Source organism: Pseudomonas sp. Pseusp10, assembly GCF_059492225.1.
In genome coordinates this window covers 1,527,309-1,541,622 of record NZ_CP168528.1, presented here as the reverse complement: position 1 = coordinate 1,541,622, position 14,314 = coordinate 1,527,309, and the positions used below count along the sequence as shown (strand labels likewise).

19 protein-coding genes are annotated in these 14,314 nt (G+C 59.1%); 10 read left to right on the top strand and 9 right to left on the bottom strand.

The window, feature by feature from the left end:
- Positions 1 to 19: 19 nt before the first annotated feature.
- The 8 genes from hisG to ACEN8Z_RS06845 form a co-directional block, all read right to left on the bottom strand.
- Entirely contained in the window at positions 20 to 655 is a 636-nt protein-coding gene (hisG, locus tag ACEN8Z_RS06880; RefSeq protein WP_008018703.1) for an ATP phosphoribosyltransferase, read from the bottom strand.
- Positions 656 to 780: 125 nt separating this feature from the next.
- Positions 781 to 2,046, bottom strand: a complete 1,266-nt coding sequence (gene murA, locus ACEN8Z_RS06875; protein WP_008001304.1) for a UDP-N-acetylglucosamine 1-carboxyvinyltransferase — start codon at positions 2,044 to 2,046, stop codon at positions 781 to 783.
- Positions 2,047 to 2,068: 22 nt separating this feature from the next.
- Positions 2,069 to 2,308, bottom strand: a complete 240-nt coding sequence (locus ACEN8Z_RS06870) for a BolA family protein (protein ID WP_007986714.1) — start codon at positions 2,306 to 2,308, stop codon at positions 2,069 to 2,071.
- A 115-nt stretch (positions 2,309 to 2,423) separates the two neighbouring features.
- A complete protein-coding gene (locus ACEN8Z_RS06865; protein WP_008001302.1) occupies positions 2,424 to 2,729 on the bottom strand; it encodes an STAS domain-containing protein in 306 nt (101 codons plus the stop codon).
- Positions 2,726 to 3,379, bottom strand: coding sequence for an MlaC/ttg2D family ABC transporter substrate-binding protein (locus tag ACEN8Z_RS06860; RefSeq protein ID WP_008001300.1), 654 nt, complete (start codon positions 3,377 to 3,379; stop codon positions 2,726 to 2,728). The genes ACEN8Z_RS06865 and ACEN8Z_RS06860 overlap by 4 nt, the downstream gene beginning before the upstream one ends.
- An 11-nt stretch (positions 3,380 to 3,390) precedes the next feature.
- Positions 3,391 to 3,858 carry an outer membrane lipid asymmetry maintenance protein MlaD gene (mlaD, locus tag ACEN8Z_RS06855; RefSeq protein WP_007970271.1) on the bottom strand — a complete coding sequence of 156 codons (468 nt, stop codon included), beginning with the start codon at positions 3,856 to 3,858 and terminating at the stop codon, positions 3,391 to 3,393.
- Entirely contained in the window at positions 3,858 to 4,655 is a 798-nt protein-coding gene (gene mlaE / locus ACEN8Z_RS06850; RefSeq protein ID WP_008001297.1) for a lipid asymmetry maintenance ABC transporter permease subunit MlaE, read from the bottom strand. The genes mlaD and mlaE overlap by 1 nt, the downstream gene beginning before the upstream one ends.
- The gene (locus ACEN8Z_RS06845) at positions 4,655 to 5,464 is read right to left on the bottom strand and encodes an ATP-binding cassette domain-containing protein (RefSeq protein WP_008001295.1); all 810 of its coding nucleotides are present in this window, start codon (positions 5,462 to 5,464) and stop codon (positions 4,655 to 4,657) included. The genes mlaE and ACEN8Z_RS06845 overlap by 1 nt, the downstream gene beginning before the upstream one ends.
- Before the next feature lie 276 nt (positions 5,465 to 5,740).
- On the opposite strand from ACEN8Z_RS06845, the gene ACEN8Z_RS06840 reads away from it, so the two are divergent.
- The 10 genes from ACEN8Z_RS06840 (at position 5,741) to ACEN8Z_RS06795 (ending at position 12,764) form a co-directional block, all read left to right on the top strand.
- Entirely contained in the window at positions 5,741 to 6,715 is a 975-nt protein-coding gene (locus ACEN8Z_RS06840; protein ID WP_008001293.1) for a KpsF/GutQ family sugar-phosphate isomerase, read from the top strand.
- Positions 6,715 to 7,239, top strand: coding sequence for a KdsC family phosphatase (locus ACEN8Z_RS06835; RefSeq protein WP_008001291.1), 525 nt, complete (start codon positions 6,715 to 6,717; stop codon positions 7,237 to 7,239). The genes ACEN8Z_RS06840 and ACEN8Z_RS06835 overlap by 1 nt, the downstream gene beginning before the upstream one ends.
- Positions 7,240 to 7,246: 7 nt before the next feature.
- On the top strand, positions 7,247 to 7,819 hold the full coding sequence (gene lptC, locus ACEN8Z_RS06830) for an LPS export ABC transporter periplasmic protein LptC (protein WP_033052584.1): 573 nt from the start codon (positions 7,247 to 7,249) through the stop codon (positions 7,817 to 7,819).
- Positions 7,806 to 8,354, top strand: coding sequence for a lipopolysaccharide transport periplasmic protein LptA (lptA, locus tag ACEN8Z_RS06825; protein ID WP_007986700.1), 549 nt, complete (start codon positions 7,806 to 7,808; stop codon positions 8,352 to 8,354). Before lptC ends, lptA begins: the two co-directional genes overlap by 14 nt.
- A complete protein-coding gene (lptB, locus tag ACEN8Z_RS06820; RefSeq protein ID WP_108229136.1) occupies positions 8,354 to 9,079 on the top strand; it encodes an LPS export ABC transporter ATP-binding protein in 726 nt (241 codons plus the stop codon). Before lptA ends, lptB begins: the two co-directional genes overlap by 1 nt.
- Positions 9,080 to 9,262: 183 nt before the next feature.
- Complete coding sequence (locus ACEN8Z_RS06815) at positions 9,263 to 10,756, top strand: RNA polymerase factor sigma-54 (protein WP_495597148.1); 1,494 nt, start codon at positions 9,263 to 9,265, stop codon at positions 10,754 to 10,756.
- 74 nt (positions 10,757 to 10,830) lie between these two features.
- On the top strand, positions 10,831 to 11,139 hold the full coding sequence (gene hpf, locus ACEN8Z_RS06810; RefSeq protein ID WP_007941242.1) for a ribosome hibernation-promoting factor, HPF/YfiA family: 309 nt from the start codon (positions 10,831 to 10,833) through the stop codon (positions 11,137 to 11,139).
- Positions 11,140 to 11,151: 12 nt separating this feature from the next.
- Positions 11,152 to 11,616, top strand: coding sequence for a PTS IIA-like nitrogen regulatory protein PtsN (gene ptsN / locus ACEN8Z_RS06805; protein WP_495597147.1), 465 nt, complete (start codon positions 11,152 to 11,154; stop codon positions 11,614 to 11,616).
- 2 nt (positions 11,617 to 11,618) lie between these two features.
- Positions 11,619 to 12,476, top strand: a complete 858-nt coding sequence (rapZ, locus tag ACEN8Z_RS06800) for an RNase adapter RapZ (protein ID WP_108229137.1) — start codon at positions 11,619 to 11,621, stop codon at positions 12,474 to 12,476.
- 15 nt (positions 12,477 to 12,491) lie between these two features.
- Positions 12,492 to 12,764, top strand: coding sequence for an HPr family phosphocarrier protein (locus ACEN8Z_RS06795; RefSeq protein ID WP_007970256.1), 273 nt, complete (start codon positions 12,492 to 12,494; stop codon positions 12,762 to 12,764).
- Positions 12,765 to 12,868: 104 nt separating this feature from the next.
- Here ACEN8Z_RS06795 and pmbA read toward each other — a convergent pair whose 3' ends face one another.
- The gene (gene pmbA / locus ACEN8Z_RS06790) at positions 12,869 to 14,215 is read right to left on the bottom strand and encodes a metalloprotease PmbA (protein ID WP_495597146.1); all 1,347 of its coding nucleotides are present in this window, start codon (positions 14,213 to 14,215) and stop codon (positions 12,869 to 12,871) included.
- Between the last annotated feature and the right edge of the window lie 99 nt (positions 14,216 to 14,314).

The following is a 14,314-nucleotide window of genomic DNA, read 5'->3' as shown; positions in this document are numbered from 1 at the left end:
TTAACGTCGCGCAGGTGAATCAGCCGCGGTGTCGAGACTCCACTGCCTTGCGCAGGGTGTCGATCAACGCCTGGATACGGGCGTGCTGCATCTTCATCGAAGCTTTGTTGACGATCAGCCGGGAGCTGATGGCAGCAATGAAATCCTGTGGTTCGAGGCCGTTGGCCCGCAGTGTGTTACCAGTGTCGACCACGTCGATGATCTTGTCGGCAAGGCCGATCAGCGGTGCCAGCTCCATCGAGCCGTACAGCTTGATGATGTCGACCTGACGACCCTGTTCAGCGTAATAACGCTTGGCAACGTTGACGAACTTGGTGGCGATGCGCAGGCGGCCCTTGGGCTCGACCGCGCCAACCTTGCCGGCCGTCATCAGCTTGCACTGGGCAATTTGCAGGTCCAGTGGCTCGTACAGGCCCTGGCCGCCATATTCCATCAGCACATCTTTACCGGCGACACCGAGGTCGGCGGCACCATGTTCGACATAGGTCGGCACATCGGTGGCACGCACGATCAGCAGGCGTACATCTTCCTGGGTCGTGGGAATGATCAGCTTGCGACTCTTGTCCGGATTCTCGGTCGGCACGATGCCCGCTTCAGCCAGAAGCGGCAGGGTGTCGTCAAGGATGCGGCCCTTGGACAGTGCGATGGTCAACATGGGAAACGTCAGTCCTTATCAAGGTACTCATGCCCGGTCGCAAATGGCGCCGGACACACATCGAGCCGAAAACGGCTCGACTTCAACAAATCAACGGGCATGTCCTTATGCCCATGCAGCGGGTACTAGCCCGGAACGCGACGGATCTTGGCACCCAGCATCTGCAGTTTTTCTTCGATGCACTCGTAGCCACGGTCTATGTGGTAGATGCGGTCGATCAGCGTGTCGCCGTCGGCGATCAGGGCCGAGATCACCAGGCTGGCCGAAGCACGCAGGTCGGTCGCCATCACTGGCGCGCCCTTGAGTTTTTCGGTGCCGGTGACGATTGCCGTGTTGCCTTCGACCTGGATCTTGGCGCCCATGCGGTGCAGCTCGTAGACGTGCATGAAGCGGTTTTCGAAGATCGTCTCGATCACTGCGCCAGTGCCTTCGGCAATGGCGTTGAGGGAGATGAACTGTGCTTGCATGTCAGTCGGGAACGCCGGGTACGGAGCGGTCCGCACGTTGACGGCTTTCGGCCGCTTGCCATGCATGTTCAGCTCGATCCAGTCTTCGCCGGTAATGATTTCGGCACCGGACTCACGGAGTTTTTCCAGAACGGCTTCGAGGATGGTCGGATCCGTATCCTTGACCTTCACACGACCACCGGTCACCGCCGCCGCCACCAGGTAGGTGCCGGTTTCGATACGGTCGGGCATCACTTTGTAAGTGGTGGTGTGCAGACGCTCGACGCCATCGATGGTGATGGTATCGGTGCCAGCACCGGAAACCTTGGCGCCCATGGCGTTCAGGAAGTTCGCCAGGTCGACCACTTCAGGTTCGCGCGCGGCGTTTGCCAGTACGCTGCGACCCTTGGCCAATGCTGCGGCCATCATGATGTTTTCGGTACCGGTCACACTGACGGTATCGAAAAAGAAGTGCGCACCGCGCAGGCCGCCTTCTGGTGCCTTGGCCTTGATGTAGCCGCCTTCGACGTCAATGACCGCGCCCATGGCTTCCAGGCCGCGGATGTGCAGGTCAACCGGACGCGAACCGATGGCGCAACCACCAGGCAAGGCGACTTCGGCTTCACCGAAACGGGCAACCATCGGGCCCAGCACCAGAATCGACGCACGCATGGTTTTAACCAGTTCGTACGGTGCGACCAGGGTCTTGATGGTGCGCGGGTCGATTTCGACGGCGAGTTTCTCGTCGATCACCGGTTCAATGCCCATGCGGCCGAACAGCTCGATCATGGTCGTGATGTCGTGCAGGTGCGGCAGGTTGGCCACGGTCACCGGGCCATCGCACAGCAAAGTGGCAGCCAGGATCGGCAGGGCAGAGTTCTTTGCCCCGGAGATGCGGATTTCGCCATCAAGACGAACGCCACCGGTAATAATCAATTTATCCATAAGAATCTCGACGCCCTTGGGCTCAGGTGCGCTCGGCCCAGGCCGCGCTGCTGAAAAATTTCATAGTGACCGCATGGATGCTGCCATCGACGATCCACGGGTTCAAATGGGCATAGACCTGCTGCTGACGCTTGACCGGGCTCAATGCCGCCAGTTCATCGCTAATCACGTTCAGCTGGAAATTGCAGCCTTCGCCTTCAACTTCTACCTGAATTCCTGGCAGCTTTCCTTCAAGGAAGCTCTTCACTTCTACGGCCTGCATGCTCAACCTCAATCGGCGCCCTGTGCGCGCGGGTCGGACATCATACAAAAAAGCCCCGCGCCTGCGAACCCCGCAATCACAGGACTCTGACGGGGGGCTTCTTTATAGATGCGGTTCAGGAATGCGCCAATAGCCCGGTCATCTCGCTGACCTGAGCGATTTCACGCATGTCGTCCGGCATCCCGCGGATGCTCAGGGCCTTGCCGGCCGCCTGCGCATCGCGGATGAAGCACAGCAGCAACGACAAACCGACACTGCTGGACTTGGTCACCGCCGAGCAATCGACTACCAGCGCCGCAGCCTTGCTGGCCTTGATCAGCGCCTTGCCCTGCTCGCGCAGGCCAGGGCCGGTGCGGTAATCCAGCACTCCACTGAGTCGCAGCTCGCCCGCTTCGTCCATCTGGACTGCCGACTCACTCATTGGGCTGACTGCTCTGGTTTCTTGTCAGTGGCTTCCTTGGCCTTGGCGACTTCCCCGGCCCAACCATTGATGGTCTTGTCCAGGTCGTTGCCATTGCGCTGCATCGCATCGGCGAACTGATCGCGGAACAGCTTGCCGATGTTGATGCCGTTGATGATGACGTTACGCAGCTTCCACTCGCCGTTGATCTTTTCCAGCGTGTAGGACACTGGATAGATCGAGCCGCTGCTGCCCTTGACGGTCATGCCAACGCTGGTACGGTCGCCCGACTCGTCCTTGGCAGGTTCAACGGTGATGCCCTGGTTGTTGTACTCCAGCAAGGCATTGCCATAGAACTGGAACAGACCCTTCTTGAAGTTTTCTTCGAAGGTCTTCATCTGCGCAGGCGTAGCTTTCTTCGAGTATTTGACCGTCATGATGCTCTTGGAAATACCCTCGGCATCCACAACCGGCCCGACGATGTTGTTCAGCGCCGTATAGAAGTCCTGCGGGTCCTTCTTGTACTTCTCTTTGTTTGCCGCCAGATCCGCGAGCATACGGTTGGTTGTGTCCTGCACCAGTTCGTGCGCCGAAGGCGACGCTACGGCATGAGACACCAACGGAAACACCGCGAGCATTACCAACAGGCCACGTCGCAAGGTAGAGATCATTTAAAAGTTCCTCATTTAGCTTCTTTGCTAACGGTATTGAGCAGGAATTTACCGATCAGGTCTTCGAGCACCAGCGATGACTGCGTGTCATGGATGGTTCCACCATCCTTGAGCAGGGTATCTTCCCCGCCGACGCTGATACCGATGTACTTCTCGCCCAACAGGCCCGCGGTCAGGATAGATGCAGTAGAGTCCGCCGGCAGATTATCGATGCGTTTTTCCAGCTGCATGGTCACCCGACCGGTGAAACTGTCGCGATCCAGATCGATGGCCGTGACCTTGCCGATGGTCACACCGGCCATGGTCACCTTTGCTCTGACAGTCAAACCGGCGATATTGTCGAAGTAGGCGTAAAGTTTATACGTGTCGGTGCTCGGAGTCGGGGACAGGCCACTGACCCGCAACGCCAACAAGAGCAAAGCCAGGATGCCAGCCAGCAAGAAAAGGCCGACACCGATTTCCAGGGTGCGGTTTTGCATCAGAAATCTCCAAACATCAAGGCGGTCAGAATAAAGTCCAGGCCGAGTACTGCCAACGAGGCATACACAACGGTCTTGGTAGTGGCACGACTGATCCCCTCGGAAGTGGGTTCGCAGTCATAGCCTTGGAATACGGCGATCCAGGTCACGACAAAGGCAAAGACGATACTTTTGATGATCCCGTTGAGCACATCCTCAGTGAACGTCACGCTGTTCTGCATGTTCGACCAGTAGGAGCCTTCATAGACCCCCAGCCAGTCGACAGCTACCCACGAGCCGCCCCAGATACCCACCACGCTGAAAATCATCGCCAGCACCGGCAGGGAAATGAAACCGGCCCACAGGCGTGGCGCAATGATGTACTTGAGCGGGTCGACCCCGATCATTTCCAGGCTGGATAACTGCTCGGTTGACTTCATGTTGCCGATTTCGGCGGTCAACGCCGAACCTGCGCGCCCGGCGAACAGCAAGGCGGTCACCACCGGCCCCAGCTCACGCAGCAGTGTCAGGGCAACCATCTGCCCGACAGCCTGCTCTGAACCATAGCTGGAAAGAATGTTGAAACCCTGCAGCGCCAGCACCATGCCAATGAATACCCCGGAGACCACGATGATCACCAGGGACATCACGCCCACCGAATGCAACTGCTTGACCAGCAGCCCGAAGCCGCCACCGATACCGCCCCGGCCGAGCAAGGCATGGAACAGGAACAAGCTCGAACGCCCGAACACCGCCAGCGCATCGATGCCGGCCTGGCCGAAGCGGCGCACGCGTTCTATCAATGAAATTCTGCGCATCAGCGCTTCCCCAGAAGATCTGCGCGGTAATCCGTCGCTGGAAAGTGGTACGGAACCGGGCCATCGGGTTCGCCGGTCATGAATTGACGGATACGCGGCTCATCCGAATTCATCAGTTCGTCCGGCGTGCCCTGCCCCAATACCTGACCATCGCCCACCACATAAATGTAATCGGCAATGCTCGCGGTCTCTGCCAGGTCGTGGGATACCACGATGCTGGTGATGCCCAGCGCATCGTTGAGCAACCGGATCAGGCGCACCAGAACGCCCATTGCGATGGGGTCCTGGCCGACAAAGGGCTCGTCGTACATGAGTATCTGTGGATCGAGAGCAATCGCCCGGGCCAGCGCAACACGGCGCTTCATGCCGCCGGAAAGCTCATCGGGCATCAGTTCGATGGCACCACGCAATCCCACGGCCTGCAGCTTGAGCAGGACGATGTCGCGGATCATTTCTTCCGGCAGTTGCGTGTGAACCCGCAGCGGAAAAGCGACGTTCTCGAAGACATCGAGGTCGGTAAACAGTGCGCCGCTCTGAAACAGCACGCCCATATGCTTGCGCGCATCGAACAGGTCGCTGCGCGACAGTTTTGGCAGATTCTGACCGTTGACCCAGACTTCGCCCTTGGTGGGCCGCAGCTGGGCGCCCATCAGACGCAAAAGCGTGGTCTTGCCACACCCGGAAGGCCCCATGATGCCGGTGACCTTGCCGCGTGGTATACGGATATCGACATTGTTGAAAATGCTGCGCGCACCGCGCTTGAAGGACAGTCCCTTCAGCTCGACCGCGTAGGCGTTATCGGCACTCATCTAAACTCCTTGCGATGCAGCCTCTCACTCGGACGCCTGGCTTTCTGACGAAAGCACATACCTCCCGGGCAGGCCGAACTGGCGGCGAACTATATCACTGCAAAGGCTGCGCGCCCAAGGCCAAAGCCGGGTCATATTCAACTGCACTACAGCTTGAAAGCCCCATTTAGAAGGTTTCCGGCAACAGGGACTGACAATGCACGACGAACTTGCGTGAGGGATTCGATCATAACCGCTATAATCGCCGCCTTTTCATCAGGCTATACGATTTCTGACATGAGCCAATCCAGCGACCTGATTCAATCAGCACAACGCACCATCCGCCTCGAGGTAGAAGCCGTGCAAGGCCTGCTACCCCATCTCGACGCAGATTTCGTACGCGCTTGCGAGATGATTCTGGCCAGCAAAGGCCGCGTGGTCGTGGTCGGCATGGGCAAGTCGGGGCACATCGGCAACAAGATTGCCGCGACCCTGGCCAGCACCGGCACCACGGCATTTTTTGTGCACCCGGCTGAAGCCAGCCACGGCGACATGGGCATGATTACCCGCGACGACATCATTCTGGCGCTCTCGAATTCCGGCTCCACCAATGAAATCGTTACCCTGCTGCCTCTGATCAAGCGCCTGGGCATTCAGTTGATCAGCGTGACCGGCAACCCTGACTCCGCGCTGGCCAAGGCCGCCGAGGTCAACCTGAATGTTCACGTCGAGCACGAGGCCTGCCCGTTGAACCTGGCACCCACCTCGTCGACCACCGCCGCCCTGGTCATGGGCGACGCCCTGGCCGTCGCGCTGCTGGAAGCCCGTGGCTTTACTGCCGAAGACTTCGCCTTTTCCCATCCCGGCGGCGCCCTGGGCCGACGTCTGCTGCTGAAAGTGGAAAATGTCATGCACGCAGGGCAAGAGCTGCCGCAAGTACAGCGCGGCACCCTGTTGAAAGACGCGCTAATGGAAATGACCCGCAAAGGCTTGGGCATGACCGTGATTCTGGAAGCCGATGGAAAGCTGGCCGGGATCTTTACCGACGGTGACTTGCGTCGCACGCTGGACCGTAGCATCGACATCCATAGCGCTACTATCGACCAGGTCATGACTGCACACGGCAAGACAGCCCGCGCCGAAATGCTCGCCGCCGAAGCGCTGAAAATCATGGAAGACCATAAAATCAACGCACTGGTCGTGGTTGACAGAGAAGACCGCCCGGTCGGCGCCTTGAACATGCACGACTTGCTGCGTGCAGGAGTAATGTAATGAGTGCGGACCTGCTGCAACGCGGCAAACAGATCAAGCTGGCGGTGTTCGATGTCGATGGCGTGCTGACCGATGGGCGCCTGTACTTCCTCGAAGACGGCAGCGAATTCAAGACGTTCAACACACTCGACGGTCAGGGCATCAAAATGCTGATGGCCGCCGGCGTACAGACAGCCATCATCAGTGGCCGCAAGACCCCGGTGGTCGAGCGGCGAGCCAGGAACCTCGGCATCCCGCACCTGTATCAGGGGCGCGAAGACAAACTGGTGGTACTCGACGAACTACTGGCCCAACTCAACCTGAGCTATGAACAGGTGGCCTACCTCGGCGACGACCTGCCGGACCTGCCGGTGATTCGCCGTGTCGGCCTGGGCATGGCGGTGGCCAATGCTGCCAGTTTCGTGCGCGAAAACGCTCACGGCATCACCCTCGCCCGTGGCGGCGAAGGTGCCGCTCGCGAATTCTGCGAATTGATCCTGCGCGCCCAGGACCGCCTCGATGCGGCCAATGCAGCGTACCTGTGAGCCCACTATGCTGAGCAAAAAGTTTCGCAACACCCTGCTGTTCAGTTGCATCGCGGCGATATTCGCCGCGGTTGGCTACTGGAACATCAGCCCGGAACGCTTCCTCGACAAGCCGGTAACGCCGGTCGATGAAAGCGCGATCGACTATTACGCCATCAACGCCCACAGCGTGCAGTACCTGCCGGACGGCAAGCTGCAATATGATCTGGTGTCCGACAAGGTCGAGCACCTGAAGGCGACCGAGGTGACATTGCTGACCAACCCCGACCTGAATGTGTTCCGCGGCACTGAATTCCCGTGGCACGTCCAGAGCCTGCACGGCGAGGTCAACCCTGACGGCACACAGGTCGAGCTGATCGATGACGTGCGTATCACGCGCTTCGACGAGAAAAACCGTAAAACCCTGATCACCAGCACCCGCATGACCGTGTTCCCGCAGCAGCAATATGCGCAGACCGAGCAAGACGTTAGAATCGACGGCGCTGGCGGTGTATCGACTGGCAAGGGAATGAAGGCGTATTTGAAAGAAAGCAGGATACACCTGCTATCGAACGTAAGAGGACAGTATGAGGCTCGTTAAAACCCTCCCGATTTTGCTCAGTCTGGGCGCAGCACTGGGAAGCGTGAGCGCCTGGGCTCTACCGGAAGATCAACAGCAGCCTATCCGCATTCAGGCCGACGATGCCCAACTGGACGACAAGCAAGGTATTGCTACCTACAAGGGTGATGTGATCATCACCCAAGGCTCGATGAAGGTGACCGGCAACACCGTGACCATCACCCGCACCCCGACCGGCGACATCGACGTAGTGACCTCGGTGGGCAACCTGGCGTACTTCGAGCAACTGCAGACCGCTGGCGATACCAAACCCGTTCAGGGCTGGGGTGTGACCATCCAGTATCACGCGGCACAAAACCGGGTCGTGTTGATTGACAAGGCAAAAGTTGTCGACAAGGACAACAACGTCACCCAAGGCGAGAAAATCGTCTACGACACGGTCAAGAAGCTCGCCAGCGCCGGTCGCGCCACGGGCAGCAAGGTCACCGAGGCACGTCCGCGTATCGACATGGTGATCCAGCCGAAGAAGAAAACCGACGAGAATAAGGCCCAGTAATGGCAACTCTGAAAGCTCAGCATCTGGCCAAGAGCTACAAGAGCCGCCAGGTCGTGCGCGACGTCAGCCTGTCCATCGACAGCGGCCAGATCGTCGGCCTGCTTGGCCCGAACGGCGCCGGCAAGACCACCTGCTTCTACATGATCGTTGGCCTGGTACAGGCCGACCAGGGCCGCGTCCTGATCGACGACCTGGACGTCAGCCACCAGCCGATGCACGGCCGGGCAAAGGCCGGTATCGGCTACCTGCCGCAGGAAGCATCGATCTTCCGCAAACTGTCGGTGGCCGACAACATCATGGCCATCCTCGAGACCCGCAAGGAACTCGACAAGGCCGGTCGTCGCAAAGAGCTGGAAAGCCTGCTGCAGGAGTTCCACATCAGCCACATCCGCGACAACCTCGGCATGAGCCTGTCCGGTGGTGAGCGCCGTCGCGTGGAAATCGCCCGCGCCCTGGCCACCAATCCGAAATTCATCCTCCTCGACGAACCCTTCGCCGGTGTCGACCCGATTTCGGTTGGCGATATCAAACAGATCATCTACCACCTCAAGGCCAAAGGCATTGGCGTGCTGATCACCGACCACAACGTTCGTGAAACCCTGGATATCTGCGAAACGGCCTATATCGTCAACGACGGCCAGTTGATCGCCGAAGGTGACGCCGAAACCATCCTGGCCAACAGCCTGGTCAAGGAAGTGTACCTGGGCCATGAGTTCCGCTTGTAAGCGCTGAAGCAGTCATGGCGGATGCCAGACCGCGGTAACGATAAAAATCAACAATTTTTTATTGTTACAGTGGTCTAGGCAAACACTTCAGTTTCAGGCATATAATTTGCTTATGTTTGGCGCCCCGGCGCCCTGTAGTGGATGGCGCATGTGCGCCGGCGAATAAGGTGTTAAGCCCCTGCCATGAAACCATCGCTAGTCTTGAGAATGGGCCAGCAGCTGACGATGACACCGCAGCTGCAACAGGCCATCCGCCTGCTCCAATTGTCGACCCTGGACCTGCAACAGGAAATCCAGGAGGCCCTGGAGTCCAATCCGATGCTCGAACGCCAGGAAGAAGGCGACGACTTCGACAATTCCGACCCCTTGGCCGACAACACCGAACAAAAGCCCAACACTGACACCCAGGAACCCTCCTACCAGGAAAGCGCCCCGACGGTTGACAGCCTCGATGAGGGCGACTGGAACGAGCGCATCCCCAACGAACTCCCCGTCGACACCGCGTGGGAAGACGTTTACCAGACCAGCGCCAGCAGTCTGCCCAGCAATGATGATGACGAGTGGGACTTCACCACCCGCACCTCGGCCGGCGAAAGCCTGCAAAGCCACTTGCTGTGGCAACTGAACCTGGCCCCGATGTCCGACACCGATCGCCTGATCGCCGTGACCCTGATCGACTGCATCAACAATCAGGGCTACCTGGACGAAACCCTCGAAGAAATCCTCGAAGCCTTCGATCCGGAACTGGACATCGAACTGGACGAAATCGAAGCCGTCCTGCACCGCATCCAGCAATTCGAGCCCGCCGGCATCGGCGCCCGCAACCTGGGCGAATGCCTGCTGCTGCAATTGCGCCAGCTGCCCGCCAAAACCCCTTGGCTGGCCGAGGCCAAGCGCCTGGTCACCGATTACATCGACCTGCTTGGCAGCCGCGACTACAGCCAGTTGATGCGCCGCATGAAGCTCAAGGAAGATGAACTGCGCCAGGTCATCGAACTGGTCCAGAGCCTCAATCCGCGCCCGGGCTCGCAGATCGAGTCCGCCGAAGCCGAGTACGTCGTTCCTGACGTTATCGTGCGCAAGGACAATGAGCGCTGGCTGGTGGAGCTGAATCAGGAGTCAGTGCCACGGCTGCGGGTCAACGCCCAGTACGCCGGATTCGTGCGCCGCGCCGACACCAGCGCCGACAACACGTTCATGCGCAATCAGTTGCAGGAGGCCCGCTGGTTCATCAAGAGCCTGCAAAGCCGTAATGAAACCCTGATGAAGGTGGCCACCCAGATCGTCGAGCATCAGCGCGGCTTCCTCGAGTATGGCGACGAAGCCATGAAGCCCCTGGTCCTGCATGACATCGCCGAAGCGGTCGGCATGCATGAGTCGACGATTTCACGGGTGACCACCCAGAAGTTCATGCACACCCCCCGGGGCATTTATGAACTGAAATACTTTTTCTCCAGTCACGTAAGCACCTCCGAAGGCGGTGAATGCTCGTCCACGGCGATCCGCGCGATCATCAAAAAACTGGTTGCCGCGGAAAATCAGAAAAAGCCGTTGAGTGACAGCAAGATCGCTGGTTTACTGGAGGCACAAGGCATTCAGGTGGCTCGCCGCACCGTCGCCAAGTACCGCGAATCCCTCGGGATCGCGCCTTCGAGCGAACGCAAGCGGTTGATGTAGGGCCACGCCACAGCGTTCCAGTGGTAGATCATCTGGTCTACCGCTTTATGCACTGGCAACGAAGGAGAAGCTGTATGCAAGTCAACATCAGTGGACACCAACTGGAAGTGACCGAACCTCTTCGCACCTACATCGGCGAAAAACTCGAACGATTGGAGCGACATTTCGACAAGATCACTAATGTGCAGGTCACGATGACCGTCGAAAAACTGAAGCAGAAAATCGAAGCCACGCTGCATATTCCCGGGAATGAAGTGGTCGCAAACGCGGAACATACCGATATGTACGCTGCGATCGACGCACTCACCGACAAGCTGGATAAACAACTCAAAAAGCATAAGGAAAAGACCCAGAGCCTCCTTCAGGGCGCAACCGGTCGTTAACACTCCCAACCCATGATCCGACTTGAAAGTATCCTGACCCCCGGCCGTTCCCTGGTGAACGTGCCGGGCGGCAGTAAAAAGAAAGCCCTCGAACAAATTGCCAATCTGATCGCCCGCGAAGTGCCGGCTCTGGAGATGCAAGATGTCTTCGAGGCACTGATTGCCCGTGAAAAACTTGGCTCCACCGGTTTTGGCAACGGCATCGCTATTCCACATTGCCGTCTCAAGGGCTGTGTTTCGCCCATCAGTGCATTGATGCACCTGGACGCCCCTATCGATTTCGACGCCATCGACGGCGCGCCGGTTGACCTGCTGTTCGTACTGCTGGTCCCGGAAGCCGCTACCGATGCGCACCTTGAGCTGCTGCGACAGATCGCCAGCATGCTCGACCGCAAGGATGTGCGAGAAAAACTGCGTAATGCCGCAAGCAATGACGCCCTGTATCAGGTTGTCCTGAACGAGCAAAACGGTCAGTAATCATGCGCTTGATCATCGTCAGTGGCCGTTCCGGCTCAGGTAAAAGTACCGCCCTCAACGTTCTTGAGGACAACGGCTACTACTGCATCGACAATCTGCCTGCCGGTCTGCTGCCGGAACTGGCCGAACGAGCATTGATTCATACCGAGCTAATGCAGCCGCTGGTCGCCGTTTCCATTGACGCCCGCAACCTGCCCAGCCACCTGTCACGCTTCCCCGACCTGCTCGAAGAAGTCCGCAGCCGCCACATCCAGTGCGATGTCCTGTACCTGGACGCCGATGAAGAAACCCTGCTCAAGCGCTTCTCGGAAACCCGCCGACGTCACCCCCTGACCAACGCCAACCGCTCGCTGGCCGAAGCCATCAACGTTGAAAGTGTCCTGCTCGGGCCGATTGCCGACCTCGCCGATCTCAAGATCAACACCACCAGCCTGAACCTGTACCAGCTGCGCGACGCCATCAAACTGCGCCTGTTGAATCAGCCCGAGCCGGGGACTGCGTTCCTGGTGGAGTCCTTCGGGTTCAAGCGTGGCATGCCGGTGGACGCCGACCTGGTGTTCGATGTGCGTTGCCTGCCCAACCCTTACTGGAAACCGGAATTGCGCGAGCAGTCCGGGCTCGATCAACCGGTTGCCGAGTATCTGGCGGCTCAGCCGGATGTCGAAGAGATGTTCCAGGACATTTCCACATACCTGCTAAAGTGGCTGCCTCGATTTGCCGCCAGCAACCGCGCCTACGTCACCATTGCCATTGGGTGCACTGGCGGACATCACCGCTCCGTCTACCTGACCGAGCGTTTGGGGCAGGCGCTGCAAAAAACCCTGAAGAACGTCCAGGTTCGCCACCGCGACCTCAGCTAAAGGATTCACACCGCGATGCCTGCTCTGGAAATCGAAATCATCAACAAGCTGGGCCTGCATGCCCGCGCTTCTGCAAAATTCGTTGGGGTGGCAGGTCAGTTCCCGTGCCAGATTCGGGCCGGTCGTACACCAGAGTCGATGGTCGATGGCAAAAGCATCATGGCGATGATGATGCTGGCCGCCGGCAAAGGCACCACGATCCACTTGAGCACAGAAGGTGAGCAGGAACAGGAAGCGCTGGATGCGCTGGTGGCGTTGATCAACAACTTCTTCGACGAAGGCGAGTAAACGTCGTCCAGTAACGGCAAGCCGTGCTCCTGCAGGCCCCATTCAAGTCGCAAAAAAGGCGTACCACCCGATGGGTGGCACGCCTTCTTTGTTTAGGGCAAAGCTTAACTACCCGCCACCGTCATCCGCTCGATCAGCACCGAACCGGTGCGAATGTTGCTGCGCAACTCCAGATCATTACCGACCGCAACGATCTGTTTGAACATGTCGCGCATGTTGCCGGCGATGGTCACCTCCTGAACCGCGAACTGGATTTCGCCGTTCTCGACCCAGTAACCCGCCGCGCCCCGGGAGTAATCGCCGGTGACCATGTTCAGCCCCTGGCCCATCAACTCGGTGACCAACAGCCCGCGCCCCATGCGCCGCAGCAAGGCCGCCTGGTCTTCATCGCCATGGCTGACGAACAGATTGTGCACGCCACCGGCGTTGGCCGTGCTCGGCATTCCGAGTTTGCGGCCGGAGTAGGTGCCGAGGATGTAGGACACCAGTTCGCCTTTTTCGACGAACGGTTTGGCGTAGGTTGCCAGGCCATCGCCATCGAACGCAGCACTGCCCAATGCCCGCATGAGATGCGGACGCTCGTCAATGGTCAGCCACTCCGGAAACAGCTTCTGGCCCAGCGTGCCTTCAAGGAACGATGACTTGCGGTACAGGCTGCCGCCGGAAATCGCCGACAGGAAGCTGCCGAACAAGCCGCCGGCCAACTCTGCGGAAAACAGCACCGGCACCTCGCAGGTCGGCACCGGACGCGCGCCCAGACGGCTCGCCGCCCGTTGCGCAGCCCGCTGGCCGATGCTGACCGGGTCGGCCAGCAGGTTGCCCTGGCGGTTCACGTCGTACCAGTAATCACGCTGCATCTGGCCGTCCGCTTCGGCGATCATCACGCAGCTCAAGCTGTGACGAGTCGATGCGTATCCGCCGATGAAGCCGTGGCTGTTGCCATAAACGCGGCAGCCCTGATGGGTGCTGAGGGTGGTGCCGTCGGCGTTCTTGATTCGGCTGTCGGCTGCAAACGCCGCGGCTTCACAGGCCAGGGCCTGCTCGATGGCTTGCTCCGGAGTGATGTCCCACTGGTGAAACAGGTCGAAATCCTGCACGTCCCTGGCCATCAACGCGGCATCCGCCAGGCCCGAGGCTTCGTCTTCCGAGGTGTGCTTGGCGATAGCCAGTGCAGCGGCAACCGTTTCGCGAATCGCCTCCGGACCGCTGGCCGAGGTGCTGGCCGAGCCTTTGCGCTGGCCGACGTACAAGGTGATGCCAAAACCCTGATCACGGTTGAATTCAACGGTTTCGACTTCACGCTGACGCACCGAAGTCGACAAGCCCTGCTCCAGTGACACAGCTACTTCACAGGCGCTGGCCCCCTGGCGCCTGGCTTCAGCGATGATCTGCTCGACTTGTTCCTGCAGTGCCGGCAACGCTTGTGGGCCGACGCTTTCAACTGCACTCATGCTGTTCTCCACTCAAATTCTGCTTTCGGTAACGGTCATCGAGCGACCGGGCCGGACAAGCGGCCCCCGACTGGTTATCATGGCGGCGTTTCTTTGCGG

Coding starts and splice junctions, on each gene's coding strand:
- ACEN8Z_RS06815 (WP_495597148.1), top strand. CDS start 9,263: ATGAAACCATCGCTAGTCTTGAGAATGGGCCAGCAGCTGACGATGACA.
- murA (WP_008001304.1), bottom strand. CDS start 2,046: ATGGATAAATTGATTATTACCGGTGGCGTTCGTCTTGATGGCGAAATC.
- ptsN (WP_495597147.1), top strand. CDS start 11,152: ATGATCCGACTTGAAAGTATCCTGACCCCCGGCCGTTCCCTGGTGAAC.
- ACEN8Z_RS06795 (WP_007970256.1), top strand. CDS start 12,492: ATGCCTGCTCTGGAAATCGAAATCATCAACAAGCTGGGCCTGCATGCC.
- ACEN8Z_RS06860 (WP_008001300.1), bottom strand. CDS start 3,379: ATGATCTCTACCTTGCGACGTGGCCTGTTGGTAATGCTCGCGGTGTTT.
- lptB (WP_108229136.1), top strand. CDS start 8,354: ATGGCAACTCTGAAAGCTCAGCATCTGGCCAAGAGCTACAAGAGCCGC.
- ACEN8Z_RS06870 (WP_007986714.1), bottom strand. CDS start 2,308: ATGCAGGCCGTAGAAGTGAAGAGCTTCCTTGAAGGAAAGCTGCCAGGA.
- hisG (WP_008018703.1), bottom strand. CDS start 655: ATGTTGACCATCGCACTGTCCAAGGGCCGCATCCTTGACGACACCCTG.
- mlaD (WP_007970271.1), bottom strand. CDS start 3,858: ATGCAAAACCGCACCCTGGAAATCGGTGTCGGCCTTTTCTTGCTGGCT.
- ACEN8Z_RS06840 (WP_008001293.1), top strand. CDS start 5,741: ATGAGCCAATCCAGCGACCTGATTCAATCAGCACAACGCACCATCCGC.
- pmbA (WP_495597146.1), bottom strand. CDS start 14,215: ATGAGTGCAGTTGAAAGCGTCGGCCCACAAGCGTTGCCGGCACTGCAG.
- hpf (WP_007941242.1), top strand. CDS start 10,831: ATGCAAGTCAACATCAGTGGACACCAACTGGAAGTGACCGAACCTCTT.
- ACEN8Z_RS06865 (WP_008001302.1), bottom strand. CDS start 2,729: ATGAGTGAGTCGGCAGTCCAGATGGACGAAGCGGGCGAGCTGCGACTC.
- rapZ (WP_108229137.1), top strand. CDS start 11,619: ATGCGCTTGATCATCGTCAGTGGCCGTTCCGGCTCAGGTAAAAGTACC.
- mlaE (WP_008001297.1), bottom strand. CDS start 4,655: ATGCGCAGAATTTCATTGATAGAACGCGTGCGCCGCTTCGGCCAGGCC.
- lptA (WP_007986700.1), top strand. CDS start 7,806: ATGAGGCTCGTTAAAACCCTCCCGATTTTGCTCAGTCTGGGCGCAGCA.
- lptC (WP_033052584.1), top strand. CDS start 7,247: ATGCTGAGCAAAAAGTTTCGCAACACCCTGCTGTTCAGTTGCATCGCG.
- ACEN8Z_RS06845 (WP_008001295.1), bottom strand. CDS start 5,464: ATGAGTGCCGATAACGCCTACGCGGTCGAGCTGAAGGGACTGTCCTTC.
- ACEN8Z_RS06835 (WP_008001291.1), top strand. CDS start 6,715: ATGAGTGCGGACCTGCTGCAACGCGGCAAACAGATCAAGCTGGCGGTG.